This window comes from Candidatus Peregrinibacteria bacterium, from assembly GCA_016699145.1.
GTDB lineage: Bacteria > Patescibacteriota > Gracilibacteria > UBA1369 > 2-02-FULL-48-14.
The window spans coordinates 1,316,923-1,338,973 of sequence record CP064962.1 but is presented as its reverse complement, the minus strand read 5'-3'; the positions used below and the strand labels follow the sequence as shown (position 1 = coordinate 1,338,973).

The window sequence follows — 22,051 nt, the reverse complement described above, 5'->3', positions numbered from 1 at the left end:
GTTTAACAAAGACCATGGCTCAAAGCTACGACAGTCCGTTCGATATGATGCGTCTCACCTTGGTGATTGGTTTTTTTGTGGTGGCTTACATGCTTTACAATCTCACGGTTTCGATTTACGACAATTATCAGATTGAGCAACACATTGCCGACTCTAAAAAGCGAAATGCTGAACTCCAAGAAGAAAATAAACAAAAATTGGATGATTTGCAGTACTACATTTCAGATGAATACATCGATAAAATCGCAAAGCAAAACCTCAATCTTATCAATCCAGGTGAAAAGGTGGTGGTGATCCCTGATGAGGATTTGGTGGTGCTTTCTCAAGATGAAGATACGGCTGCTCTGTCGGAACAGATTCGTTCCAGCTGGTCCAACCCTAAAAAATGGTGGAAGTTTTTCTTCAGTTCGAATCCGTATAAATCTTAGTTGCCAAAAAAGGGGTTTTTGAATAAACTGCTCCTCGCGGCTGGGTAGCTCAGTTGGTTAGAGCACGGGACTCATAAGCCCGGGGTCGGCAGTTCAAATCTGCCTCCAGCCACCAAATCTGAAATATCCCCTTAACGAAGGGGCCTCTTGCCCTTGCTCGCAGGACTCTTTTTCCGTATAGTCCCCCTGCGGGGTAGAGCAGTGGCAGCTCGTCGGGCTCATAACCCGGAGGTCGTTGGTTCGAATCCAACCCCCGCAACCAATTTGTTGAAGACGAGTTTTAATCCTCGAGCCACTTCTTTCTGATCTTCCAGAGGTGAAGTGTCCAAGGAATAAAAAGAATCAGCTCTGAGGGGAGGTGCGTATTGCCTATCATGGAAGCCCAAATACTGTTTTGTAATCAATAGCTTTGCATCACTTCGTTAGGAGTTAGCATGTGAAGACCCATGTGAGGACGTTCAAAATTGTAATAGTGAAGGAAGTCAGGGATTGCTTTTTTGTAAGCCTCTAAAGTCTTTGGGACTCGGGAGAGGCATTCCTCCTGGATGGTTCTGTTGAATCTCTCCACATAGGCATTGTCTGTGGGTGTTCGTACTCTTGAATGCCTGTGCTGAATTTCATTAGCTACAAGCGTTTTAGTGAGCCACTTGGAAAACTCACTTCCATGGTCTGTCTGGATCATTTTAAGTTCAAAGGGCATGTCTTCTTGTGAGTGCTGAATAAACTCCCAACTTGCGTGGGTTCCAATCTTCATCACCGGCATAGCAGAGGCCCATCTGCTGCACACGTCCAGCATAGTGTATACATAAAGTCTGTCATAATAAGGCCCATCCACAATCGTGTCTATTTGCACCAATATGCCTGGTTTTTCAGGCCGCGGTCTTTCCTCATACTGGTGCCACTTCTTCCACTTGCTGTATTTGGTCATCTCGTTCCTTTTGAGTGTTCTCTTCACACTGGAAAGACTCACTTCGTAGCCATCTCTTTCCAGAAAATAGTGAATCACTTCTGCACACCGCTGGTACTTGAGTCTGTACTCTATGACTTTCTGCACTGTCTCTGCAGAAAGCTCACTGGGGTGCGAATGGGGACGTGAGCTTTCTGGGAATGGTGTGGCCATAGTTATTGCCTCTGAGCTTTTCCACCCACCGCACAATGCTGCTTTGGTTAAAACCTGTGTGTCTGGCCACTTCGCGTGTGCTCCAGCCTTTTCCCAGAACTAACTTTGCCCTCCATTCGCACCCGAGGCAGATGGGGATTTTGTGTGTATGCCATGTCCATATCTTTGCACAGGGGTGATGCAAAGCTATTGAACCATTACAAATACTTGACAATATCGGGAGGAAAATTCCGACAAAGCCGTGAAAAAGTCCGAGGTAAATTCCCCACTTTTTACCCCACAGCATTCCAAATCCCATCACAGATACAGATGATAAAAAGAGAAAAACTGGAAGTATGATCCAGTGTAACCCATATCCGTGGTAATGAATTCCATAAATATTGAAAGTGAGTTTGGAGTCTTCAAAAACTAAAGTCGTAATAGCTATCAATGGCGATAGGAGAAAAGCAATGAAAAAAAGCCAAAGGAAAAATCGCATCCATTCGGGAAGAAGTTTTTTTCTTTCTTTTTCTCGAGAATTCATAGGATGAGAATAATCGGTCCTAATTTAATGTTAATTTTAATTTTCGGCAAATTCTCAGATCACTTTAAAAAACTAATCACTGTTTCTTCTCCAGTTATGAAAGCTATCAAAATATTCGTATTAATATTCATCGGTTATCCCATTCACTTCTAATTTGCTTCAAATGCTTTTCCAAGGCCTTTTTTTTACTTTTAGCGAAACCAGCTGCTTTGTACCAGCTTTCAGGCAAAACCAGTGTTGTAGGCAAGGCCTTATTTCGTCTTTTTTCAAGCAATTTAGTCATAATGTTTTCTGTGTTTTAGAGCATAGCTTGAAGTTCAGCGAGCTGCAATTTGAGCAGTTGTTTTGTAATCAATAGCTTTGCATCACTTCGTTAGGAGTTAGCATGTGAAGACCCATGTGAGGACGTTCAAAATTGTAATAGTGAAGGAAGTCAGGGATTGCTTTTTTGTAAGCCTCTAAAGTCTTTGGGACTCGGGAGAGGCATTCCTCCTGGATGGTTCTGTTGAATCTCTCCACATAGGCATTGTCTGTGGGTGTTCGTACTCTTGAATGCCTGTGCTGAATTTCATTAGCTACAAGCGTTTTAGTGAGCCACTTGGAAAACTCACTTCCATGGTCTGTCTGGATCATTTTAAGTTCAAAGGGCATGTCTTCTTGTGAGTGCTGAATAAACTCCCAACTTGCGTGGGTTCCAATCTTCATCACCGGCATAGCAGAGGCCCATCTGCTGCACACGTCCAGCATAGTGTATACATAAAGTCTGTCATAATAAGGCCCATCCACAATCGTGTCTATTTGCACCAATATGCCTGGTTTTTCAGGCCGCGGTCTTTCCTCATACTGGTGCCACTTCTTCCACTTGCTGTATTTGGTCATCTCGTTCCTTTTGAGTGTTCTCTTCACACTGGAAAGACTCACTTCGTAGCCATCTCTTTCCAGAAAATAGTGAATCACTTCTGCACACCGCTGGTACTTGAGTCTGTACTCTATGACTTTCTGCACTGTCTCTGCAGAAAGCTCACTGGGGTGCGAATGGGGACGTGAGCTTTCTGTGGGAATGGTGTGGCCATAGTTATTGCCTCTGAGCTTTTCCACCCACCGCACAATGCTGCTTTGGTTAAAACCTGTGTGTCTGGCCACTTCGCGTGTGCTCCAGCCTTTTCCCAGAACTAACTTTGCTGCCTCCATTCGCACCCGAGGCAGATGGGGATTTTGTGTGTATGCCATGTCCATATCTTTGCACAGGGGTGATGCAAAGCTATTGAACCATTACAGCAGTTTGACATTTGTCTCAATTCATGCTTTAATGATACTAGGAGCTGTTAACATAAATAGAGGAGTGGTGTAGAGTGAAGTTACTCTAACCCTAACGCCATGTACCAGATGCTAACGGATGAACAGTTCAAACTGATCCAGCCTTATTTTCCAAAGCCCAGAAAGCCTGAAAAGATTCCACTGAAACGTTGCATGGATGCCATTTGTTATGTACTTAAAACAGGGTGCGCATGGAGACAAATGCCCTACGATTACAGAGAAAAAGAGAATGACTGGCACACGATTTATACAAGATACAAACGGTGGAGCGAATCTGGACTTTTTGGACAAATGCTTAGAGCACTTGAAGTAGCAGATGTACTTCAAGTGCGAATAGCTTTCCTGGACAGTACAACAAATAGAGCGCACCACAGTGCAGCGGGAGCCATGAAAAAAAGGGGCCACAAGCGTTAGGCCGAAGTAGAGGTGGGTACACTACAAAAATTCACATGATTGCTGGAGATCCAGATCATGGGATGCACTTTGTTTTAACAGGTGGTGAAGTGAGCGATGTGAAAGTTGGAAAACAAATTTTGAGAGATTATTCGTTTCCAAAAACAGTAGATCATTTGGCTATGGACAAAGGTTATTCATGCTACAAAGTTCTGGAGCTGTGCAAAGAAAAAGGCATAACTCCAGTCGTTCCTCCAAAGGCAAAATGAAATTTCCGTGGGAATACAACAAGAACATTTATGCCTACCGCAACGAGATTGAACGCCTATTTCACCGAATGAAAAATCACAGAAGAATTTCAACTCGCTATGACAAATTAGACCTGATGTATGCCTCCTTTATCTCCCTCTGCCTTGTGGCACTTTTACTCAAAGTCTTATGTTAACAGCTCCTAGTTTTGAAACCCTACTTATGAGCTTATCTAGGAATATCCTTGTACTTGCAAGTCTAGCCGGATGTGCGGACGAAGCAGCGGATGCACCCTCAAACACCCTCTTCTTCCACTGAAGTTGTTGCGACTCCTACGCTCTTTTTAATTAATAGTGGGGTAAGGAATGCTGTGGCAGATAACCTGGAACTTCACCCTGAAGCTGAACTCAGCTCTGAAGTTCAAAAAGTTGTGGCCCTACTGGAGAAATTGAAAACAACATTAGAGACAAAGTATGCAAGTACCGATTTTCATGAAAATGCCAAAAAGCTCTTTATCACCTCACCCACTGGCAAAAAATTAGCTGTGGAAATTCATGAGAAACAAGGGTTTGTGAGGATTAATCCTGATAATAAATTCAGATCTTTCGATCATACTGATGGTATCCTTCAACTTGTACCTGCGTACTTACTGGAAGTGATCTCGCTGGAGCCACAGGACTACGAGAATTATTTTAGAGGTATGTACACACAGGCTAATGCTCCTTTTTTGACAGGCTCACGATTGGGAATCTATGATAACCCTATTGATTTGCAGTTTGCTGGAGAAGGTCTCGCCTATGGCAATGCTGATTTAAAAAAAGTGTTTGCAGCTTTTGGATTGGCTCCTTCAGTCTCTGGGGTTCAAAAACTGCTGACCATTCTGGAGACTTTGGACAGACAATTGTAAGTACATTCTTCCTCAAAACAAACTCGCCTGGCCTTCTTGCATGGCGGTGACTTTGGGTAGGTTTTGGATGCAAGGCAGGTCTTTGAGCTGGCGGAGGCCGCCGGCGTGGAGGGTGGACATGAACTTGATGAGAAGTTCGGCGGTGGCACGGGCATCGTGAATGGCTCGGTGAGCTTGAGGCATTTGAATGCCAAAGGTTTCGGCCAAAACACCTAGGCCGTAACGAGGCAAATTGGGATGTACGGTTTTTGCCAACTTAAACGTGCACAAATAAGGATTGGAAAGTTCGATCCTTTGCATGCGACGTAAATGTGAGTTGAAAAAATTTCGATCAAAATCCACATTGTGCGCTACAAAAACTCCTCCTTCCGCAAACCAGCCTAAATAATCGTCCACAATATCGGCAAAAAGTGCAGATTCTTTGAGCATATCGGTGGTGATGCCTGTGATGTCTGTGGTTTCTTGAGGGATGAAAATGTGAGGGTTCACTAAATGAGTTTGCTCATCAATGATTTGGCCGTTCAAGACTTTGACCGCAGCGATTTCAATGATGTTATCCAAATTGGGCTCGAGGCCCGTGGTTTCTAAATCGACAACAATAAAAGGGGTGTTTTGAATCATTGTGAAAGCATCCTATAGCTGGGTTTGGACAAAAACAAGACCTTCCCCTTTTTTGACTTAGGCTCTAGTTCACGAGGTCAGAAATCACGCCGTGGATTTCTTCATAATTGCCCGTGCGAGGCAGCAAAATGTAGGCTCCCCCTTCGTTGATCAGGGAATAAAGATAATTCCCGCTGTTCAGCACAAAGCCCGTGTTCAAATCGTAGTCTTTGTAATCGAAATAATAAGAGACAAGGTCGAGCACATCGAGGTCGGTGGTGCTGTGACTGAGGGCAGTTTGCAGCACTTCTGTGAGCTCTTTGAGTTCCATCACACTGTCCAGTTGAGTGATTTTTTCACGCACTGCCGCTAAAATCACTTGTTGCCGTTCGGCACGATCAAAATCCGAGGTGGATTCTCGACTGCGAGCGTATTTCAAGGCTTCATTCCCGTCTAAATGATGTTTTCCTTTCTCAATGGAATAGGGCGAGTAACCTCCTTTTGAATTCGGATAAAGTCCATCGTAAATAGACTCGGTCACGTAGACGTCCACCCCCCCTAATGCAGCCACAATTTCAACGAAACCTTTTAGGTCCACCTGGGCGTATTGATCGATTTGAAGGCCGGTGACGGTTTCAAGCATGCGCTTCAAAGTTTCCACTCCATAATAGGTGTAATATTCATTTATTTTTCGGCCATTCACATAGAGGTCGCGAGGCACGGAAAAAAGGCTGATTTTTTCTTTTTCTTTGTTCACGCTGGCCACCATGATGGTGTCGGTGTGAGCTCCATTGGTGCCCAACAAAAGGATGTCGAACGTTTCGTCTTCGATTTCAGAAAGTTGGACGTCTTGGCTCAAGTCCAAGGCATTGGGCGTGTCTTCAAACTTTTCTAAAATGCTGGTGAATAAGGCTCCAATTTCGTCTTTATCTCCTTTTTCTAAGGCGCTTCCCAAGTTTGAAAAATCTTCCTCAATGGAACGAAGAACGGCGTCTTGAGAAGTGACTTGTTCGCTCAATTCAAAATTGGATGCACTGAGTTTACCCAATTCGTCGATCAGCGCATCCACTCGATTTTCGGTGCTTTGCACGGTGCCATACAGTGAAGTTCCCAATCCAAAAACTGTCACCAAAGCCAGTCCAATTAAGACCCGAGTTCCCACTTTGGAAAACTGCAATTTTTTGAGAACGGTCAGAATTTTTTTGTCTTGGGCGGCAGAGCTTGTTTCTGGCCCAATGTGGAGCACATTGTATTCTTCAGGAACCTGCATTTTGTGTCGGCGAAGTGATGGGCTGATGTAGCGGTTCTTCAGCGGCTGCCGCTTGAGGCGCAGTTGCAGTGTAATCGGCTTTTACGTCCTTTCCAAGCTCTTCTACATTCACCCCGATGCGGGCTGCAATTTCTTGCTCCACAAAGCTGCGTTTTCTTCCATATTTCATGCGGGAATATTCTTTGATCACCTGACGTACTTTCTCATTTTTTTGACTTTCGTCGAATACGGTTTCCAGTGAAAAAGGACGAGATGCGGTGTTGTTCAAATTCATCTTCATATAAGCCTTGTAATTGGCGATTCCAATCACATCTTGCTCCGTGAGCACTGGCGCGTATTCTTTAGATAAATATTCCGCATCATCGGCACCCACTTTGAAGGATTGCATGGTTCCCACGTTACCGAACACAGCGTCGCGAATTTGAGTGCTGGTGCTGCCCCCTTTTGTCACCGTGAGCTGACCGATGTATTGGTGAGCCATGATGAGCACGAGTTTGTATTTACGAGCTTCCGAGAGAATAGAACAGAATGTGTCGGTGGCGAAGTTTTGGAATTCATCCACGTAAAGATAAAAATCTTTGCGCTGTTCTTCGGGCGTATCCACACGGCTCATTGCGGCCATTTGGATTTGAGCCACGAGCACAAGTCCAAGCAGCTGCGTATTGAGTGTTCCAAGCTTCCCTTTTGAAAGATTCACAAGAAGGATTTTTTGCTGATCCATGCACTCGCGAATGTTGAAGGCCGACTTGGCCTGACCGATGGTGTTGCGCATGATGGAGTTCGTGATGAACGGGCCGAATTTCGCGGAGAAATAAGGAATCATTTCTTGGCGTTCGCGGTCACCGGTGTTGGCGTATTCATGATCCCAGAAAGATTTGACGACAGGATTTTTCACCTTAGAAACCTTGTAACGCATGAATTGCTCATCCACGAAAATACGAGGCACATCGATGAGTGTGGCGCCTTCGTCGGGGTCTTCCATAAGAGTGAGACAGGCGTTTCTGAAATAATGCTGAATGCGAGGTCCAAAAATTTCATCTCCGAAGATTTTGATAAAAATTTCAGTCGCTTGACTGGAGGCCATGTCTTGCTGCTCGGGAGTTTTGGCTTCGAGCATGTTGAGTCCCATGGGGCGCTCAGAATCGGCTGGATCGAAGACGATCACATCCTTGGCCCTTTCTTTAGGAATGTATTGCAAAATGTCTTCAATGAGGTCCCCGTGCGGGTCTATCACACACACTCCATCGCCATTGGCAATGTCTTGGCGAGCCATTTGACTGATGTAGGATGATTTACCTGTACCGGTTTGCCCGATGATGTAGTGGTGGCGAGCGCGATCTTTTTTGCGGAAATGCACGGGTTTTTTGACTCCACGGAACACATTGTAACCCAAGAAAATTCCATCTGTACCCATTTCGGTGGGAGCAGGAAGCACTTTATAAGACATCCATTTGATGAGCGGTGTGTAGTTGTAACGGCTGTTTGGAAAATGAAAAATAGTGGCGAGCTCTTCGGGAGTTAAAATGGATGATTTTTCTCCGAACTGAAAATTGCGATCGATGAGACTCATGTAAAGAATGGGACTGTTGATGAAGTCGATGGGGATGAGGCGCCTCGCTTGGAACCAGTTTGAAGCGGCATCTTTGGTGGTGTTGAAGGCCACAAAAAGTCCGTCCAAAATGGAGTCGCAACGGGATTCTCCTTCATCGGAGGCGGCCATGATGCGAATCACAGTGTCGAAACCGACTTGGTTGGATTTTTCACCGATGCGTTTGGCAATTTCTTCTTCGGTTTGCAGCATACGCACGTAAGAGTCTCCACTTTTTGCTCCGGGTGGAGGGCTGTTTTTTTCGGCTTGGTCGTAGCCAAAAATCATGGCTGTGAAGAGCCAACTCAAGGGTCTTACGAGGGTGCGTAAAATTCCTCGTTTTTGAGGTTCCTCATTTTTGAATTTTGCAGTGGCATAGGCATTGGCCTCTTTTTGCCATTTTTCATCTCGCGGACGGATCATCATTTGAAGCATGGCTTTTTCATTTTCTTTGAGTTGCGACAAAACATTGGTCAAATCGTTCAGTGGATCGTTTTCAATGGTTTTATAGGTTTTGAGCGGCAGCCAGTTGGTGTTTTTGGTGTAAAGGTAATAGCCTTTTTTGGTCAGATGTTTTTTTCCTTCTTCGGCTTTGAGCGTGGACGATGCAATGTAAGCGATTTCCGCCGTGGGGTAAAATGAAGTGATCTGTTTTTCTAAAACGTCTTTGTAATAGGGATGAATGGTGCAGAAAAAAGTGATGTCTTTGTGCTTGGCAAAAATTTCAAAAGTGATGCTGTCGCGCGCAAAGCATTTGACCATGATTTGATTCCATAGATTCAATTCATGGATTTCATGAATAGCACGATAGAGTTGTTCCATGACGCCCATTTTTTCGCGAAAGTCCTTTTCGGTTGCGTTTTCTTTGTCTTTTTGAGACTCCTCGCGAGGCATGGTGATTTGAATGACCACTCGTTTATGAGATTCATAAAAGTCGTAGGCTTGGCGCACAAACCAAGGCCCCACGCGAATCATGACCCACAGGCCCAGTAGGCCGAGGATCAAGTCAATATAATTTTCTTGAATCCATGGAAAATGGCTTTGCAGAGCGGTCCATAGGCCCTTCACTTTATCCCACATTCCGAGGATGAATTCCCAGATTTTGCTGAGCTGTGCCATGCGTAGATTTAAATCTTATTATTATAGCAAAAAAGCCCCTGTTTTGGAAGAGGCTTTCATGAGATGTCATCCTAGAGTTTTTCTTTCAAATAAGTTTCAAGCTCCTCCACCTTCACCCGCTCTTGAGTCATGGAGTCGCGTTCACGCACCGTCACGCAGCCGTCTGTATCGGAATCGAAATCGTAGGTGATGCAAAAAGGCGTCCCGATTTCATCTTGGCGGCGGTAGCGCTTCCCGATGGCTCCGCTTTCGTCGTATTCCGCGCGGAATTGCTTTTTGAGGCTGCGGTAAAGTTCAGTCGCCTTTTCGGATTGTTGCTTTTGAAGAGGAAATACGGCCACCTGAACAGGAGCGATTTGAGGCGCAAAGTGCAGCACGGTGCGGGTTTCGCGGTTTTCGAGGGCTTGCTCTTCGTAGGCGCTGAGCAACACAATGAGAAAGGCGCGAGTGAGACCGAGCGCGGGTTCCACCACGTGAGGAGTGAGCAGCTCGTTGCTTTGAGGATCGCGGTATTGCAGCTTTTCACCAGAAAACTTCATATGTTGATCGAGGTCAAAAGAGCCACGGTGCGCGATTCCCATCAGTTCTCCCCAACCGAAGGGGAATTCGTATTCAAAGTCGACGGTTTTAGAAGAGTAATGAGAAAGTTCGTCTTTTTCATGGTAACGTAGGCGCAGTTTATCTTCGGGAATTCGAAGGGCTTTGAAAAAGGCTTTATAGTCTTCCACCCATTGATCGAAGACTTTTTCGGCGTCTTCAGGGCGCACGAAGTACTCGATTTCCATTTGTTCGAATTCACGGGTGCGGAAAATGAAGTTTCCGGGTGTGATTTCATTGCGGAAAGATTTTCCGTACTGCCCCACTCCAAACGGGAGGCGGCTGCGAGTGGAGTCGAGGATGTTTTTAAAATTCACAAAGATGCCCTGAGCGGTTTCGGGGCGAAGGTAAACCTGGGCTGCAGTGTCTTCGATCACTCCCTGGTAGGTTTTGAACATCAGGTTGAAAGCGCGGGGTTCGGTCCAGTTTATTTTCTTGCACTTGGGACATGGGATTTTTTCTTCCATCATCTTATTAAAGATTTCATCGTTGGAGAGCCCGGCGATGGTTGTTTTGAGGTGTTCTTCCAAAATTTTATCTCCACGCACGCGCTCTTGGCAGCTCTTACAATCCATCAGTGGATCTGAAAAGTTGGACACGTGTCCAGACGCTTCCCAAACGCGAGGGTTCATCAAAATGGCACTGTCCAGGCCCATCATGTCGTCGCGGCTTTCCACAAAAGTCTTCCACCAAAAGTCGAGGATATTCTTTTTGAGTTGAGAGCCGTAAGGTCCGTAATCCCACGTGTTGGCCAGTCCTCCATAGATTTCGCTGCCGGGGTAGACAAAAGCACGGCGTTTGCAGAGGGACATGACGTCTTCCATCAAATTGGACATAAAAAAAGCTTAAGTGTACGCAGTTTAGGAGACTTAAGCTTTTTAATCAAGAATGGACTAAGCCGGATAAGGCATTGGAGCGGGTCCCATTGGGGCGCCAGGCATGGGAGCCGGACCCATAGGTTGCTGAGGCATTCCACCCATCGGTGCGGGGCCCATCGGAGCGGGACCCATGGGTCCAGGTTGTTGAGGCAGGGCTGCGCCAGGCATTGGAGCCGGGCCCATCGGTGCTTGAGCTTGTTGTTGAGCCTGCTTTTTCTTGAAATCTTCGATGGCTCCTGCAAGCACACTGAGGAAGGATTCTGCGGTCCGTTGGTTCATGTTCACACGGCTGACCACTTCAATGACTGGGGCCGGAGTGTTGGGCAGAAGGTAACCGAAATCGAGCACCACTTCGTTGGAATTCACGTTCACCGAAACGGCGTTGCTATAAACTCCCTTTTGGACCTCATCGGGGACTTTAACTTGCAGAGGGGGTTGTCCGCCTTGTTGAGCGGCTTGGCCACCTTGAGGAATTGGATTTTGATCGGTCATAAAAAACTTAAGGTTAAATTTATTTCCTAGAATTATAGCACGATTTTTATGCCTTGTCACGCCCTTGCAAAAGTTTTTTTTAAGTGGATAATGAATTTGATTTTTAATCCACGCTTTATGTTTTCTTGCACTAAAGATGACCGCCTTTGGTTCGGACTCGTTGCTTTTGTCGTTGGAGCGGTGGTGCTCCTTCAACGCTTTGAGGTGGTTCCGGCTGAAACTTGGAATTATCTTTGGCCCAGCATTCTGGTTGTGAGCGGACTCAAGTGGATGGTCGGCTCCAGCTCCCCCGTGAGCGCCTGTGACCCCTCTGATTGCTGCGATTGCGGCAGCGGCGACTGCTCTTGCGACTTGCCTGCTCCTGTAGTTGCCAAGAAAATGGGCAAAAAAAATAAGAAAAAAGCATGAAATCTTTCTATCCCCTTGTTTTCGGTGTCCTTCTTTTAAGTTCCTGTGCCAATCTAGGTTCTGTTCAGGAGCCTAGTGAAGAGGATGCAGCCCTAGATGAGGCTGTTTCGGAGGATGAAGAAGGTGGAAATAAGGTGGATTTGCAGATTGGGCTCATCGCCTTGGAAGACAATGGGGAAAGCGGCCCCTTGGTGGGCTGTGGTGATTCCTTGGTTTTGGTCACTCAAAGTGCGGAGGGGCTTTTGACCCCTGAAGAAAAAATTGAGGCTGCGCTTGAGGCTTTGTTCGCCATTAAAGATCCCAGTTATGGGCAGTCCGGTTTGTACACGGCGTTGGATGAGGCTGAGCTCAGCGTGGATTCCGTTTTGCTCAGTTCCAGTCAATTGACGGTGGAACTTTCAGGCACTCTTTCTTCAGGAGGAACCTGTGACGATCCTCGCATCGTGCAACAAATCAAAGAGACTGCTGTGGCCAATTCGGAGGTGAGTGCTCCTCTAGAGGTGAAAGTGCTTTTGAACGATCGACTTTTAGAAGAACAACTCAATGCAAAAGGAGAGTAAAGTCCCTGAACCCCAGCTGCTTTATGAAGACGAGCATTTGTTGGCTTTTGAAAAACCGGCAACTTTGGCTGCGGTGCCTGCGGACCGTATTCCAGAAGCCAAAACTTTGCAGGGCTGGGTGCGACTTTGGGCCTTGAATGCAAAAAAGAATTTCAAACCTTACCCTTTGCATCGTTTGGATAGACCGACTTCAGGAATCATGTTGTTTGGCAAATATCCTCGGGATCGAGCGGCTTTGGAGGGAATTTTTAAAGATCCACGGACCGAAAAAACCTATCTTGCTCTGGTGAAGTGGATTCCCAAGCAAAATGAAGGAACCATTCGCATTCCGCTTCAGGCTCGCAGCGTCGATAAAAAAGTTCCTGCTGTGACGCATTATAGCGTGCTTCGAAAAATGGCGAATGTGACTCTGCTTTCGGTTCGGATTGAAACTGGGCGCAAACATCAGATTCGTCAGCACTTGGCCATGATTGGGCATCCTTTGGTTTTAGACCGAGAATATGGAGATCGGAATTTTGATAACCAATATCAACGTAAACTCAAGGGCAAGGGGCGCTTTTTTCTTCATGCATGGGAGTTGCGCTTTTTCCATCCTTTTACCGAAGTGATGACCACGCTTCATGCGAGTGATCCTGAATTTTTAAGTCCGTCTCCAGAGGCCTATAAATAAGGCTCCATGAGGACTTCAAAAACCCTTTTTGAATAATCGGAATTGCGGATGAGCATGAGTTCCAATTCTTGCCTTTCGCAAAGGAAGAAAACTTTTTCGCTTTGCACAAAAAGCGTTCCTTTTTTAGAGTTGTAAACGTGTTCCAGCGTTTGAATTTTGAAATGATTTTTCATCCATTTTAAAAGTGGAGCATGGGCGAGCATTTTGGCTTTTCTATAATGTTTTTGCGTGTTTGAAAAAAGCTTTCGGAAAAAATCTTTTTCATTTGAAGTGAGTGTTTGAGGCAAAAGTCCGTGCAAATCTTGCAAAGGATCAAAGAATTCTTCCAAGGCCGCGTGCACTTCCAGCGTTCCTCTAAAAAACAGCACTTGCCGAGAATCCAAAGTTTGAGAAAAAAGGGGTTGGCTGAGGTTTTGAATGCAGTCCCGGGTTTGATTCCACTTCATTTGTAGGGCTGCTTTTTCTTGCTCCAAACTGTAAAGCAGGCATTCGGGATGATGGGGCAAATAACGCCTCCCCTCTTCGGTTCCTTCAAAACTGACCAAACCTCGCAAAGTCAGCGAATCTAAAACTCCATAAACGGTGACTCGCTTGAGCCCCGTGCGCAAGGCCAGGGTGCTGGCCAAAGTAGGACCATTCCTAAGCAAGGTTACATAGACAGTGGCTTCCTTTTTAGTGAAACCCAATTGGGTCAGATTCTCTAGCATAGGGAGCAGCAAGAATGGGTTGTAGGATGGAGTTGCAAGGGGGAAAAGTAAAGTGCAAGGTGTTGTCATCTTTATCTGACAGAGAGGTGGCACAGAGGGTGTTTTTGATGGGGCAACAGCGCTTTTTCAATCTGTTTGTGCTGGGCGCTAGGAGGAAATTCTGGACTTTGAGCTTAGAATGAAAGTTCTTAACGTTTTTTATGCATACGCTCATCATCACTTCGCAACTTTTACACAGCACTTTGGTGCAAGACTCTTTGAAGCGGCATAATATCAAAAGTCTTTTGTGCTTGCCTTCGAGTTTAGAAAAAGATTGGCAGCCTCAAACGGATGCCCTTTTCTTTCCTGACCCCTTGAGTGCTAAAGAATGGAGCCAAATTTATCCTTTTCTTTTGAATGTCAGTTCTAAGCTTCCTCTTATTTTTTTGGGCAAAGTGGTGCAAGATGTGTTTCAAACAGCTCCCCTTAAACGTTTTTTAAAACAGTGTCTTTTTTTGGATGAAACGCTTTCTGTGGACGAAATTCCCATTGTCGTCAAAGACATCCTTTTGAAAAACCCTTTGCACGAACAAGGCAAGTGCATTCAAATTGGCGATTTTATTTTGGATCGCAGTCAGCGATTGGCTTCTTACAAAAAAAAGCGCAGTTTTTTGACGCGAAAAGAATTCTTTTTATTGGAATTGTTGCTTCAAAATGTGGGTCAAGTCACCACTCGTGAACGCATCATCGATTATGTGTGGGATAAAAGCAGTTATGTGGGGGCCAACACCATTGATGTTTACATCAGTCGTTTGAGGAAAAAACTTCGAGTTAACCCCAAGTCCATGCTCATTCAAACGGTTCCCTGTTTGGGTTATCAATTTTCACCTCTCGAATGATTTCACTGGAATGATTGCCGGAGCTTTGTGGGTGGCGTATAAGGAGGGGGATGAACGCCATTTCTATCCATCAACTTAAAAAAGTTTACCCCAATGGAGTGGAGGCTCTAAAAGGAGTGGATCTTGAGGTGAAGAAAGGGGATTTTTTTGCTCTTTTGGGGGCGAATGGCGCGGGTAAAACCACGCTGATCGGTGGACTCACGGGCTTGGTGAACCCGAGCAGCGGTACTTTGTCCATTTTTGATCATAACGTTGTGAAAGAACCGAATAAGGCCAAGATGAAAGTGGGTTTGGTTCCTCAAGAATTCAACTTCAATATTTTTGAAAAAGTAGAGGATATTTTGGTGACGCAAGGGGGCTATTTTGGAGTCCCCAAAGTTCAGGCTCAAAAACGAGCTGAAGTTCTGATGAAAGCTTTGGGTCTTTGGGAAAAACGCCACCAGGCCTCCCGCACGCTTTCTGGGGGAATGAAACGGCGACTTTTGATCGCACGCGCCCTGATTCATGAACCTGAACTTTTATTGCTGGATGAACCCACGGCTGGAGTGGACGTGGAACTTCGACGCAGCATGTGGGATTACTTGCGAGAACTCAATAAAAAAGGCGTGACCATTTTACTCACCACACATTATTTGGAAGAAGCGGAGCAGCTGTGCAAAAATGTTGCGATCATTAAAAAAGGAGAAGTGGTTCGTCATGGCAGCATGAAAAGCGTGCTGCATTCTTTGGATGAGTCGGTGTATCACATTCAAGTGGATCAGCTTAGAAAATTGGATCTACTTAAAGCCTATTCCGTGAAAGAAGCGGAAGAAAATGGACTCGAGGTGACCCTGAAAAAAGAAGACACCCTTACGGATTTAATTGAGGCGCTTTCCAAAGCAGGCATGACGGCACTTTCTATTGAACGAAAAGGCAATCGATTGGAACAACTTTTTCTTAACCTAATGGAATCATGATGTGGAGCATTCAATGGATTGCATTCAAAACCATCGTGGGCAAAGAAGTGACGCGCTTCATGCGGATTTGGCCGCAAACTTTGTTGCCCCCTCTCATCAATCAAAGCCTGTATTTCATTATTTTTGGTGCTTTCATCGGGGCGCAAATCCAAGAAATGCAAGGAGTGCCTTATATGAGTTTTATTTTACCGGGACTGGTGATGATGGGCGTTATCAACAGTTCCTTTGCGAATGTGGTGAGCTCTTTTTTTGGCAGTAAATTCCAACATTCTATTGAAGAAATCCTTGTCTCCCCCACTTCGAAGGAAGTCGTTTTGGCCGGGTATACCTTTGGTGGAATGCTGCGAGGTCTTTTGGTGGGTGTTTTGATTTTTGCCGTGGCTTTCTTTTTTGTGGAAGTGCAGGTGATGCATCCTTTTTTCATTGTTGCTTTTTTGTTTTTAACCTCTACGCTCTTTGCTTTAGCCGGCTTTTTAAACGGCCTTTTTGCACGCAAATTCGACGACATCAGCGTTTTTCAGACCTTCATCCTCACGCCTCTCACTTATTTTGGCGGCGTTTTTTATTCCATAGAAAGTTTGCCTCCCCTGTTTCAAACTTTGTCGAAATTCAATCCTATTCTTTATATGGTGGATGGATTTCGCTTTGGCTTTTTTGGATTCAGCGACGTGAATGTGTGGATGAGTTTGGCTTTTTTATCGACTTGTTGCCTCGGCCTTGGCCTTTTGAATTGGGAGCTGCTGCGGCGCGGTTACGGGCTGCGAGTTTGATGTTTTTGTGCAAGTCCTTGAGCACATGCCCATAACTTTCATTGTGCAAACGTCGGAATTCGGTTTCTAAAAGATCCAACTCTTCGTCGGTGAGTTCTTCCAGGTCTACCAGTTCTGTGCGAGCCCCTTTGATGGAGCGAATGAGTTCATCCAACTTTAAATGCATAGCCCTTGCGTCGCGATTTTGAGTGTTTTGGATGAGGAAAACCATTAAGAAAGTTACGATGGTGGTGCCCGTGTTGATCACCAGTTGCCAGGTGTCTGAAAAATCAAAGGCAGGCCCCGTGATGCCCCATACGGCGATGATGAAGACCGCTAAAATAAAAGAAAAAGGCGAACCCGTGGCTGCTGCCACAAGGGTTGAGAAACGGTGGAAAAGGTCTTTGATGCTCATGGGACTTTGGGGTTAAGTTTGAGCGAGGCGGAATTGATGCAGTAACGAAGGCCCGTGCTTTCACGAGGACCATCGTTGAAAACGTGACCGAGATGAGCCCCGCACTGAGTGCACACGACTTCGGTTCGGCGCATGCCATGGCTGGAATCTTCGTGTTCAGTCACTGCGTTTTTGTCGGCGCTGCGGTCGAAACTGGGCCAACCGCAACCAGCATCGAATTTATGGTCAGAAACAAAAAGAGGGCTTCCACAAACCACACATTGATAAGTACCAGGCGTGAAAACTCGGTCGTATTCACCTGTAAAAGGAGCTTCGGTGCCTTTTTCTTGGGTCACTCGATATTGCTCGGCGGTCAGACGGGCTTTGAGCTCTTCCTTATTGAATGGAGGCATGGAGTGGAATAGACGAATTTCATTATAAACCACCTTATGGCCTTTGCAAAACAAGAAGCTTCAAGCCTTGAGTTCTGCGGCGCTGACCCCTGCCAGATGTCCGGTGGCCCAAGCGGCTTGTAAATTGAAACCGCCCGTGAAGCCATCCACGTTTAAAATTTCTCCGGCAAAATAAAGGTCGGGACAGATTTTGGATTCCATGCTGCGAGGATCGACTTCATCGGTGTCCACTCCCCCGGCAGTGACGAATTCTTCCCCGGCGGCACGCCCGATGAGTTGTATGGGGCAATTTTTAAGCAGTTCAAGTGTTCGGTGAAAATCTTTTTTGCTGAGTTCGGCACTGATTTTTTCTTCGGGGAGGGCCAGAGCTTCGCAGAGTTTTAAGGCGAGCGAGCGAGGAACGAAGCGAGCGAGCAGATTGTTGAATTGTTTTTTTGGGTTTTCTTTGAGTTCTTTCGTTAGCTCTTCTTCCAGCACATTGGCCTTGGTGTCCGGGCAAAAATCTAAGAGTAGGAGTAGCGGTTCTTTTTCACTGTAATTTTCAAAAGCGATCATGGAAGAAAGCGCAAAAACAGCTGGCCCCGTGATGCCTCTATGAGTGAAGAGGATGGGTCCCGTCCATTCATATTTTTGCTTCGTTTTGATTTTGAGCTGAACTTTTTTGAGGGAAACTCCCGCCAATTCACGAGGCCATTTTCTTTCACAATGAAAGAGTTGAGGCTGGGAGCGAGCGGTGTGATGTGATGTCCCAAGCTTTCGGCAAAGCTATAGCCGTCCCCTGTGGAACCCGTGTGTCGATAGGCCTGTCCACCGGTTGTGAGAATGACTTTGTCCACTTCGAAGCTTTCGCCGGACTTGAGAGTTACGAGAAAACGCCTCTCTTTTTGAATGGAGGCGACTTCTTTTCGCAGCAGAATTTTTGCTCCCTTTGCTTGAAGGGATTTTTCGAGAGCGCCCAGCACATCCTTGCCATTGTCGGATTGAGGAAAAACGCGTCCGTCTGCCTCCACTTTTAAGGGCACGTCGTGGGTCTCAAACCAATCCATCACAGCCTGAGGTGAAAAACGATAAAAAGCCGATTGCAAGAATTTTCCTCCACGTGGATAGCGTTGAACAAGAGCTCGAAGATCGTGAAAACCGGTGGTCACGTTGCAGCGACCTCCACCCGAAATGAGCACTTTGTGTCCGAGGCCTGGATTTTTTTCGATGAGCATCACTTTGGCCTGAGGATTTTGCACAGCCTCCACTGCGGCCATCATGCCGGCTGCCCCTCCTCCAATCACAAGAATGTCCATGTTTGTATTTTAGGGGTTCCTTAAGAAAAAGAAAGCTTCTATACTGAATGTGACTTAGCTGGATTCATGTCTCTTGCAAACGATCACATTGTTCAAATTTTTGAAGAGATCGCCGACATGCTCGACGTGCTTGGGGAAAATGTGTTTCGCGTGCGAGCCTATCGCCGAGCAGCAGAAGTCATTCGGGGGCTGAGTGACCTGAAAGAAATGCATAAAAATCGCGATGCAGATTTAGAGGAAATTCCTGGCATTGGCAAAGATTTGCATGCAAAAATCGTGGAAATTTTAGAAACCGGGCACTGTGAAATGCATGAACGACTCATGAAAAAACTGTCTCCGGGCATTTTGGACATTTTGCGAGTGCGCGGCATCGGTCCTAAAAAAGTGAAGCTCTTTTATGAGCAATTGGGCATTCAAAGTTTGGAGCAACTCCGCAGTGCCGCCGAAAGCGGTGCCCTGGCGACTCTGCCAGGGATGGGTGAAAAAAGTCAGTCCGCCATTTTGGTGGCGTTGAATGAAAACACTCAAAGTAAGACACGCACTCCTCATGAAGTGGCTTTGCCGGAGGCCGAAGCCTATTTGAGTTATTTGCGAAAAAATCTTCTCATTAAAGAAGTGGTTTATGCGGGCAGTTTGCGAAGAGGGCAAAGCACCATTGGCGATTTGGATCTTTTGGCTACCGGAGGGAAAAATATGAGTACTGAAACGGTTGCAGCACTTATGAAGTATTTCATTGCTTACCCTAAAGTTCAAACTGTGCTTGCCGAAGGGGAAACCAAATCCAGCGTGGTGATTCATGGCAACCTTCAGGTGGATTTTCGCGTGGTGGATGAAGACAGTTTTGGAGCGGCTCTTTTTTATTTCACCGGCCCCAAGCAATTCAATATCCATGTGCGCACTTTGGCTTTGAAACGAGGCCTCAAAATCAATGAATATGGCGTGTATCAGGGGGAAGAAAAACTTGCTGGCAAAACGGAGGAAGAAATGTTTGAAGCACTGGAAATGCCTTATATGACTCCGCAAGAACGTCACCACTTTCAATGATGCGACAAATTCAACACTTTTTTTTGGATGCAGATTTGAGCGCCCCTTCAGTTCATATCACTGAAAAAAATCTTTTACATCAAATGAAGGATGTACTGCGTTTTCGCAAAGGGGATACTTGCGTGCTTTTAGACAATCGCGGGGGCAAAGCCAAAGCTGTTTTAGAAGAATTTCACTCCAAGGAAGCCATGTTTAGAATCGAAGCGCGTGAGCGAGTGACTGCGCCTAAACGAGCGCTGCGTTTGTATGTGGCTCTTTCAAAAAAACCGTCCACCTTTGAATGGATCGTTGAAAAAGCCAGCGAAATGGGCGTCACCGAGCTGATTCCACTCGAAACCGAACGCACTCAAGTGCATGAATTGCGTAAAAATGACCGTTTGCTTGCCATTATGAAAGAAGCGGCAGAACAATGCGAGCGCAATCATTTGCCTCACTTGCATGGACTGCTTTCTTTTAAAGATTTGCTCATGAACTTTCCTAAAGGCACAAGCTTGGTGGGTGATGCGTGGGACTACGATGGGCCTTTGGCTGCTCTTTTACCCTCAAATGCAGAAGATGTGAATCTTTTCATTGGTCCTGAAGGCGGACTCAGTTCTGAGGAACTCTCTGCTTTAAGAGCAAAGGATGCTCGAGTGTTTTTATTGGGAGAAACGGTGCTGCGCATGGAAACGGCGGTGATCGCAGCTCTTGCATTGGTTCAATACCGCTAGTATCGTCTTCTTGAATCCTTTTAAAACGCCATGAAAAAGACTCTTTCCTTTGCCGCTTTGCTGCTCAGCGCCGGCTGTTCTTTAGTTGCACCTTATACCCTCACCTTCACCAATGCCCCAGGCTCGGTGGTGGATCCTGCAGTCAGCACCTTGGACTTTGTGGTGAGTCAGCCCACCTTGGCTTACATCTCCAAAGTGAGCTGTGACGGGGCTGAACCCTTGGAACTTTTGCCGATTGTGGACGAGGATAGTCCTGTTTCTACCGTGCACAAACTTCCTTTGACTCTGATGAAAGATTTACCTACAGGGGCGGCTTGTGAAGTGACCGCTACTGTTTTTGACCCTACGACCACCGAGACGGCTTCGGCTTCCATTGAGCTGACTTTGCAGGGCGAGCCTGCGGTGGAAGAACCCCTTGCGGAAGAACCCCTTGAGAATCCTGAAGGCATTGAAAATGAAGAGCCCCTTGAACCCGTTTCTGAACCCCATGAACCTTCCCCTACTCCAGAGCCTATTGGAACAGAAGAGCCAGGAGCTTAATCTGTTTTCAGCGGGAGATCGATTGAAGATTGGGGAGAAGCATTTGCCCGACAGTCTGGCGGTGCTTGAATTTTGGATGGTGAAAAAAGGGGCCCAGGGTATGGATGTGGGCACCGGGGGCGGATTGCCAGGGTTGGCTTTGGCAGTGAGTTGCCCGGAGGTGAAGTTCACTTTGGTGGATGCTCGTGAAAAAAAAATGAAAGCCGTGCAGCAGATGATTGAGGCTTTGAAACTTAAAAATGCCAGCACGCTTGTGGGACGTTTGGAAGAATTGGGTCATGAAAAAAAATATCGGGAGCGTTTTGATTTTGTGACGGCACGCGCTTTAGCGGCTTTGCCGGTGCTTTTGGAATACTCCTCAAGTTTTTTAAAAGTTGGTGGGCATCTTTACGCTTGGAAGGGACCTGAATACCTGGAAGAATTGACAACTTCTCAAAGAGCTCAAGCGGAATTGGGGCTGCTGTATCGCGATTCTTTTATCTATTCCCTTGCGGGTTCTGAAGAGCGCGTGATTTTACGCTTTGAAAAAGTGAAATCCTTGTCTGCATCCTACCCTCGACGAGTGGGGGTTCCCAGTGCTAAACCTTTATAAGATGCCTAAAAAACCTCACCCTTACCAAGTTCAAGACAAGTACTTTTTGCTCGCCAAACAAAAGGGCTATCGAGCGCGCAGCGCTTTTAAACTTTTAGATATACAAAAGAAATTTCATCTGATTAAACCTGGACAAATGGTGGTGGATTTAGGAGCAGCTCCGGGCAGTTTCATGCAAGTGATTGCCGAACTCGTTGGAATGCAAGGGCAGGTATTGGGAGTGGATTTGCAGGCAATGGAAACTTTCCCTCAAGCCAACATGAAAACCGCGCAAGGGGACATTTTTGAGAAAGAAGTTTTTTTTGAAACCCTTGAAAAGAATGGGTTTCAGAAAGTCGATGGCGTGACCAGCGATTTAGCTCCAAAAACCAGTGGTGTGAAAGACATGGACACCGGACTTTCGGCGGAACTCACCGATCAAGCGGCTTACTTGGCTATACAGATTTTAAAACCAGGCGGCTATTTTGTTGGAAAGATTTTTGAAGGCAGTGAGTTTCAACGCGTTTTGCGAAAAGTGAAACGTCATTTTAGAACGGTGAATGTTTTTAAACCCGAAGCTTGTCGCGACCGAAGCTATGAAACCTATATTGTCGCGCAAGGATTTTTAGGTAAAACTAAGCCTGAAGAAAATCTCTTTTAAACTTTCCTCCTTCT

General features: G+C 46.0%; 29 protein-coding genes and 2 tRNA genes. 18 read left to right on the top strand and 13 right to left on the bottom strand.

The annotated features are described in order from the left end of the window. Positions 1–14 precede the first annotated feature (14 nt). The 3 genes from IPG41_07315 (at position 15) to IPG41_07305 (ending at position 690) form a co-directional block, all read left to right on the top strand. A complete protein-coding gene (locus IPG41_07315) occupies positions 15–428 on the top strand; it encodes a septum formation initiator family protein (protein QQR54951.1) in 414 nt (137 codons plus the stop codon). Between the two features lie 38 nt (positions 429–466). Beyond that, positions 467–543 (top strand) — tRNA-Met (locus IPG41_07310). A 72-nt stretch (positions 544–615) separates the two neighbouring features. Continuing rightward, a tRNA-Met gene (locus IPG41_07305) sits at positions 616–690 on the top strand. Between the two features lie 138 nt (positions 691–828). Here the strand turns inward: IPG41_07305 and IPG41_07300 are convergent. The 3 genes from IPG41_07300 to IPG41_07290 all read right to left on the bottom strand — a co-directional run bounded on the left by IPG41_07300 (position 829) and on the right by IPG41_07290 (position 3,301). Beyond that, entirely contained in the window at positions 829–1,548 is a 720-nt protein-coding gene (locus IPG41_07300) for a transposase (GenBank protein QQR54950.1), read from the bottom strand. Positions 1,549–2,198: 650 nt separating this feature from the next. Continuing rightward, positions 2,199–2,354: a hypothetical protein gene (locus tag IPG41_07295; protein QQR54949.1), complete on the bottom strand. Its 156-nt coding sequence runs from the start codon at positions 2,352–2,354 to the stop codon at positions 2,199–2,201. A 68-nt stretch (positions 2,355–2,422) separates the two neighbouring features. Further along, complete coding sequence (locus IPG41_07290; protein ID QQR54948.1) at positions 2,423–3,301, bottom strand: DDE-type integrase/transposase/recombinase; 879 nt, start codon at positions 3,299–3,301, stop codon at positions 2,423–2,425. Positions 3,302–3,448: 147 nt separating this feature from the next. Between IPG41_07290 and IPG41_07285 the strand changes: the two genes are divergently transcribed. The 4 genes from IPG41_07285 to IPG41_07270 all read left to right on the top strand — a co-directional run bounded on the left by IPG41_07285 (position 3,449) and on the right by IPG41_07270 (position 4,937). Beyond that, complete coding sequence (locus tag IPG41_07285) at positions 3,449–3,802, top strand: transposase (GenBank protein QQR54947.1); 354 nt, start codon at positions 3,449–3,451, stop codon at positions 3,800–3,802. Positions 3,803–3,837: 35 nt separating this feature from the next. After that, positions 3,838–4,050, top strand: a complete 213-nt coding sequence (locus tag IPG41_07280) for a transposase (GenBank protein ID QQR54946.1) — start codon at positions 3,838–3,840, stop codon at positions 4,048–4,050. Beyond that, entirely contained in the window at positions 4,002–4,226 is a 225-nt protein-coding gene (locus tag IPG41_07275) for a transposase (protein QQR54945.1), read from the top strand. The genes IPG41_07280 and IPG41_07275 overlap by 49 nt, the downstream gene beginning before the upstream one ends. Positions 4,227–4,316: 90 nt before the next feature. Further along, positions 4,317–4,937 (top strand): hypothetical protein, encoded by a 621-nt coding sequence (locus IPG41_07270; protein ID QQR54944.1) that lies wholly within the window; start codon positions 4,317–4,319, stop codon positions 4,935–4,937. Between the two features lie 12 nt (positions 4,938–4,949). Here the strand turns inward: IPG41_07270 and IPG41_07265 are convergent, their stop codons facing one another. The 5 genes from IPG41_07265 to IPG41_07245 form a co-directional block, all read right to left on the bottom strand. Further along, positions 4,950–5,558 carry a 3'-5' exonuclease gene (locus tag IPG41_07265; GenBank protein ID QQR54943.1) on the bottom strand — a complete coding sequence of 203 codons (609 nt, stop codon included), beginning with the start codon at positions 5,556–5,558 and terminating at the stop codon, positions 4,950–4,952. A gap of 64 nt (positions 5,559–5,622) precedes the next feature. Next, positions 5,623–6,807: an LCP family protein gene (locus IPG41_07260; GenBank protein ID QQR54942.1), complete on the bottom strand. Its 1,185-nt coding sequence runs from the start codon at positions 6,805–6,807 to the stop codon at positions 5,623–5,625. Next, positions 6,794–9,514, bottom strand: coding sequence for a type IV secretion system DNA-binding domain-containing protein (locus IPG41_07255; protein QQR54941.1), 2,721 nt, complete (start codon positions 9,512–9,514; stop codon positions 6,794–6,796). Before IPG41_07255 ends, IPG41_07260 begins: the two co-directional genes overlap by 14 nt. 71 nt (positions 9,515–9,585) lie before the next feature. Continuing rightward, complete coding sequence (locus IPG41_07250) at positions 9,586–10,947, bottom strand: glycine--tRNA ligase (GenBank protein QQR54940.1); 1,362 nt, start codon at positions 10,945–10,947, stop codon at positions 9,586–9,588. Between the two features lie 57 nt (positions 10,948–11,004). Next, positions 11,005–11,481: a DUF3467 domain-containing protein gene (locus tag IPG41_07245; GenBank protein QQR54939.1), complete on the bottom strand. Its 477-nt coding sequence runs from the start codon at positions 11,479–11,481 to the stop codon at positions 11,005–11,007. A gap of 117 nt (positions 11,482–11,598) precedes the next feature. Here IPG41_07245 and IPG41_07240 point away from each other — a divergent pair, with 117 nt between their 5' ends. Genes IPG41_07240 through IPG41_07230 form a run of 3 tightly spaced genes read left to right on the top strand, consistent with a single transcriptional unit; the run spans position 11,599 to position 13,119 of the window. Then, the gene (locus IPG41_07240) at positions 11,599–11,889 is read left to right on the top strand and encodes a hypothetical protein (GenBank protein QQR54938.1); all 291 of its coding nucleotides are present in this window, start codon (positions 11,599–11,601) and stop codon (positions 11,887–11,889) included. Further along, positions 11,886–12,449, top strand: a complete 564-nt coding sequence (locus IPG41_07235) for a hypothetical protein (GenBank protein QQR54937.1) — start codon at positions 11,886–11,888, stop codon at positions 12,447–12,449. Before IPG41_07240 ends, IPG41_07235 begins: the two co-directional genes overlap by 4 nt. Beyond that, the gene (locus IPG41_07230) at positions 12,433–13,119 is read left to right on the top strand and encodes an RluA family pseudouridine synthase (GenBank protein ID QQR54936.1); all 687 of its coding nucleotides are present in this window, start codon (positions 12,433–12,435) and stop codon (positions 13,117–13,119) included. The genes IPG41_07235 and IPG41_07230 overlap by 17 nt, the downstream gene beginning before the upstream one ends. On the opposite strand, the gene IPG41_07225 is transcribed toward IPG41_07230, so the two are convergent. Continuing rightward, the gene (locus tag IPG41_07225) at positions 13,110–13,838 is read right to left on the bottom strand and encodes a hypothetical protein (protein QQR54935.1); all 729 of its coding nucleotides are present in this window, start codon (positions 13,836–13,838) and stop codon (positions 13,110–13,112) included. The genes IPG41_07230 and IPG41_07225 overlap by 10 nt on opposite strands. Positions 13,839–14,026: 188 nt before the next feature. On the opposite strand from IPG41_07225, the gene IPG41_07220 reads away from it, so the two are divergent. From IPG41_07220 to IPG41_07210, 3 genes are read left to right on the top strand one after another with little or no spacing between them, the layout of a single operon-like run. Further along, on the top strand, positions 14,027–14,704 hold the full coding sequence (locus tag IPG41_07220) for a response regulator transcription factor (GenBank protein QQR54934.1): 678 nt from the start codon (positions 14,027–14,029) through the stop codon (positions 14,702–14,704). A gap of 50 nt (positions 14,705–14,754) precedes the next feature. After that, positions 14,755–15,660 carry an ABC transporter ATP-binding protein gene (locus IPG41_07215; GenBank protein ID QQR54933.1) on the top strand — a complete coding sequence of 302 codons (906 nt, stop codon included), beginning with the start codon at positions 14,755–14,757 and terminating at the stop codon, positions 15,658–15,660. Next, positions 15,660–16,430 (top strand): ABC transporter permease, encoded by a 771-nt coding sequence (locus IPG41_07210; protein QQR55671.1) that lies wholly within the window; start codon positions 15,660–15,662, stop codon positions 16,428–16,430. The genes IPG41_07215 and IPG41_07210 overlap by 1 nt, the downstream gene beginning before the upstream one ends. On the opposite strand, the gene IPG41_07205 is transcribed toward IPG41_07210, so the two are convergent. From IPG41_07205 to IPG41_07190, 4 genes are read right to left on the bottom strand one after another with little or no spacing between them, the layout of a single operon-like run. After that, on the bottom strand, positions 16,321–16,824 hold the full coding sequence (locus IPG41_07205; GenBank protein QQR54932.1) for a low affinity iron permease family protein: 504 nt from the start codon (positions 16,822–16,824) through the stop codon (positions 16,321–16,323). The two genes, IPG41_07210 and IPG41_07205, sit on opposite strands and share 110 nt — an antisense overlap. Continuing rightward, entirely contained in the window at positions 16,821–17,216 is a 396-nt protein-coding gene (msrB, locus tag IPG41_07200; GenBank protein ID QQR54931.1) for a peptide-methionine (R)-S-oxide reductase MsrB, read from the bottom strand. The genes IPG41_07205 and msrB overlap by 4 nt, the downstream gene beginning before the upstream one ends. A gap of 60 nt (positions 17,217–17,276) precedes the next feature. Next, a complete protein-coding gene (locus IPG41_07195) occupies positions 17,277–17,771 on the bottom strand; it encodes an NAD(P)/FAD-dependent oxidoreductase (protein QQR55672.1) in 495 nt (164 codons plus the stop codon). Next, positions 17,768–18,511, bottom strand: coding sequence for an aminoacetone oxidase family FAD-binding enzyme (locus tag IPG41_07190; protein QQR54930.1), 744 nt, complete (start codon positions 18,509–18,511; stop codon positions 17,768–17,770). The genes IPG41_07195 and IPG41_07190 overlap by 4 nt, the downstream gene beginning before the upstream one ends. Before the next feature lie 66 nt (positions 18,512–18,577). Here IPG41_07190 and IPG41_07185 point away from each other — a divergent pair, with 66 nt between their 5' ends. The 5 genes from IPG41_07185 to IPG41_07165 are packed head-to-tail and all read left to right on the top strand — an operon-like array spanning position 18,578 to position 22,037. Then, a complete protein-coding gene (locus IPG41_07185) occupies positions 18,578–19,555 on the top strand; it encodes a hypothetical protein (GenBank protein QQR54929.1) in 978 nt (325 codons plus the stop codon). Beyond that, a complete protein-coding gene (locus tag IPG41_07180) occupies positions 19,552–20,265 on the top strand; it encodes a 16S rRNA (uracil(1498)-N(3))-methyltransferase (protein ID QQR54928.1) in 714 nt (237 codons plus the stop codon). The genes IPG41_07185 and IPG41_07180 overlap by 4 nt, the downstream gene beginning before the upstream one ends. Before the next feature lie 30 nt (positions 20,266–20,295). Continuing rightward, positions 20,296–20,805 carry a hypothetical protein gene (locus tag IPG41_07175; protein ID QQR54927.1) on the top strand — a complete coding sequence of 170 codons (510 nt, stop codon included), beginning with the start codon at positions 20,296–20,298 and terminating at the stop codon, positions 20,803–20,805. Further along, the gene (gene rsmG / locus IPG41_07170) at positions 20,753–21,397 is read left to right on the top strand and encodes a 16S rRNA (guanine(527)-N(7))-methyltransferase RsmG (protein QQR54926.1); all 645 of its coding nucleotides are present in this window, start codon (positions 20,753–20,755) and stop codon (positions 21,395–21,397) included. Before IPG41_07175 ends, rsmG begins: the two co-directional genes overlap by 53 nt. Position 21,398: 1 nt before the next feature. Further along, on the top strand, positions 21,399–22,037 hold the full coding sequence (locus IPG41_07165) for an RlmE family RNA methyltransferase (GenBank protein ID QQR54925.1): 639 nt from the start codon (positions 21,399–21,401) through the stop codon (positions 22,035–22,037). Positions 22,038–22,051 lie beyond the last annotated feature (14 nt).

Coding starts and splice junctions, on each gene's coding strand:
- IPG41_07315 (QQR54951.1), top strand. CDS start 15: ATGGCTCAAAGCTACGACAGTCCGTTCGATATGATGCGTCTCACCTTG.
- IPG41_07285 (QQR54947.1), top strand. CDS start 3,449: ATGTACCAGATGCTAACGGATGAACAGTTCAAACTGATCCAGCCTTAT.
- IPG41_07210 (QQR55671.1), top strand. CDS start 15,660: ATGTGGAGCATTCAATGGATTGCATTCAAAACCATCGTGGGCAAAGAA.
- IPG41_07235 (QQR54937.1), top strand. CDS start 11,886: ATGAAATCTTTCTATCCCCTTGTTTTCGGTGTCCTTCTTTTAAGTTCC.
- IPG41_07215 (QQR54933.1), top strand. CDS start 14,755: ATGAACGCCATTTCTATCCATCAACTTAAAAAAGTTTACCCCAATGGA.
- IPG41_07245 (QQR54939.1), bottom strand. CDS start 11,481: ATGACCGATCAAAATCCAATTCCTCAAGGTGGCCAAGCCGCTCAACAA.
- rsmG (QQR54926.1), top strand. CDS start 20,753: ATGAACCTTCCCCTACTCCAGAGCCTATTGGAACAGAAGAGCCAGGAG.
- IPG41_07280 (QQR54946.1), top strand. CDS start 3,838: ATGATTGCTGGAGATCCAGATCATGGGATGCACTTTGTTTTAACAGGT.
- IPG41_07290 (QQR54948.1), bottom strand. CDS start 3,301: ATGGCATACACACAAAATCCCCATCTGCCTCGGGTGCGAATGGAGGCA.
- IPG41_07255 (QQR54941.1), bottom strand. CDS start 9,514: ATGGCACAGCTCAGCAAAATCTGGGAATTCATCCTCGGAATGTGGGAT.
- IPG41_07240 (QQR54938.1), top strand. CDS start 11,599: ATGTTTTCTTGCACTAAAGATGACCGCCTTTGGTTCGGACTCGTTGCT.
- IPG41_07180 (QQR54928.1), top strand. CDS start 19,552: ATGATGCGACAAATTCAACACTTTTTTTTGGATGCAGATTTGAGCGCC.
- IPG41_07295 (QQR54949.1), bottom strand. CDS start 2,354: ATGACTAAATTGCTTGAAAAAAGACGAAATAAGGCCTTGCCTACAACA.
- IPG41_07190 (QQR54930.1), bottom strand. CDS start 18,511: ATGGACATTCTTGTGATTGGAGGAGGGGCAGCCGGCATGATGGCCGCA.
- IPG41_07300 (QQR54950.1), bottom strand. CDS start 1,548: ATGGCCACACCATTCCCAGAAAGCTCACGTCCCCATTCGCACCCCAGT.
- IPG41_07270 (QQR54944.1), top strand. CDS start 4,317: ATGCACCCTCAAACACCCTCTTCTTCCACTGAAGTTGTTGCGACTCCT.
- msrB (QQR54931.1), bottom strand. CDS start 17,216: ATGCCTCCATTCAATAAGGAAGAGCTCAAAGCCCGTCTGACCGCCGAG.
- IPG41_07260 (QQR54942.1), bottom strand. CDS start 6,807: ATGCAGGTTCCTGAAGAATACAATGTGCTCCACATTGGGCCAGAAACA.
- IPG41_07165 (QQR54925.1), top strand. CDS start 21,399: ATGCCTAAAAAACCTCACCCTTACCAAGTTCAAGACAAGTACTTTTTG.
- IPG41_07185 (QQR54929.1), top strand. CDS start 18,578: ATGTCTCTTGCAAACGATCACATTGTTCAAATTTTTGAAGAGATCGCC.
- IPG41_07175 (QQR54927.1), top strand. CDS start 20,296: ATGAAAAAGACTCTTTCCTTTGCCGCTTTGCTGCTCAGCGCCGGCTGT.
- IPG41_07230 (QQR54936.1), top strand. CDS start 12,433: ATGCAAAAGGAGAGTAAAGTCCCTGAACCCCAGCTGCTTTATGAAGAC.
- IPG41_07265 (QQR54943.1), bottom strand. CDS start 5,558: ATGATTCAAAACACCCCTTTTATTGTTGTCGATTTAGAAACCACGGGC.
- IPG41_07205 (QQR54932.1), bottom strand. CDS start 16,824: ATGAGCATCAAAGACCTTTTCCACCGTTTCTCAACCCTTGTGGCAGCA.
- IPG41_07195 (QQR55672.1), bottom strand. CDS start 17,771: ATGATCGCTTTTGAAAATTACAGTGAAAAAGAACCGCTACTCCTACTC.
- IPG41_07220 (QQR54934.1), top strand. CDS start 14,027: ATGCATACGCTCATCATCACTTCGCAACTTTTACACAGCACTTTGGTG.
- IPG41_07250 (QQR54940.1), bottom strand. CDS start 10,947: ATGTCCAATTTGATGGAAGACGTCATGTCCCTCTGCAAACGCCGTGCT.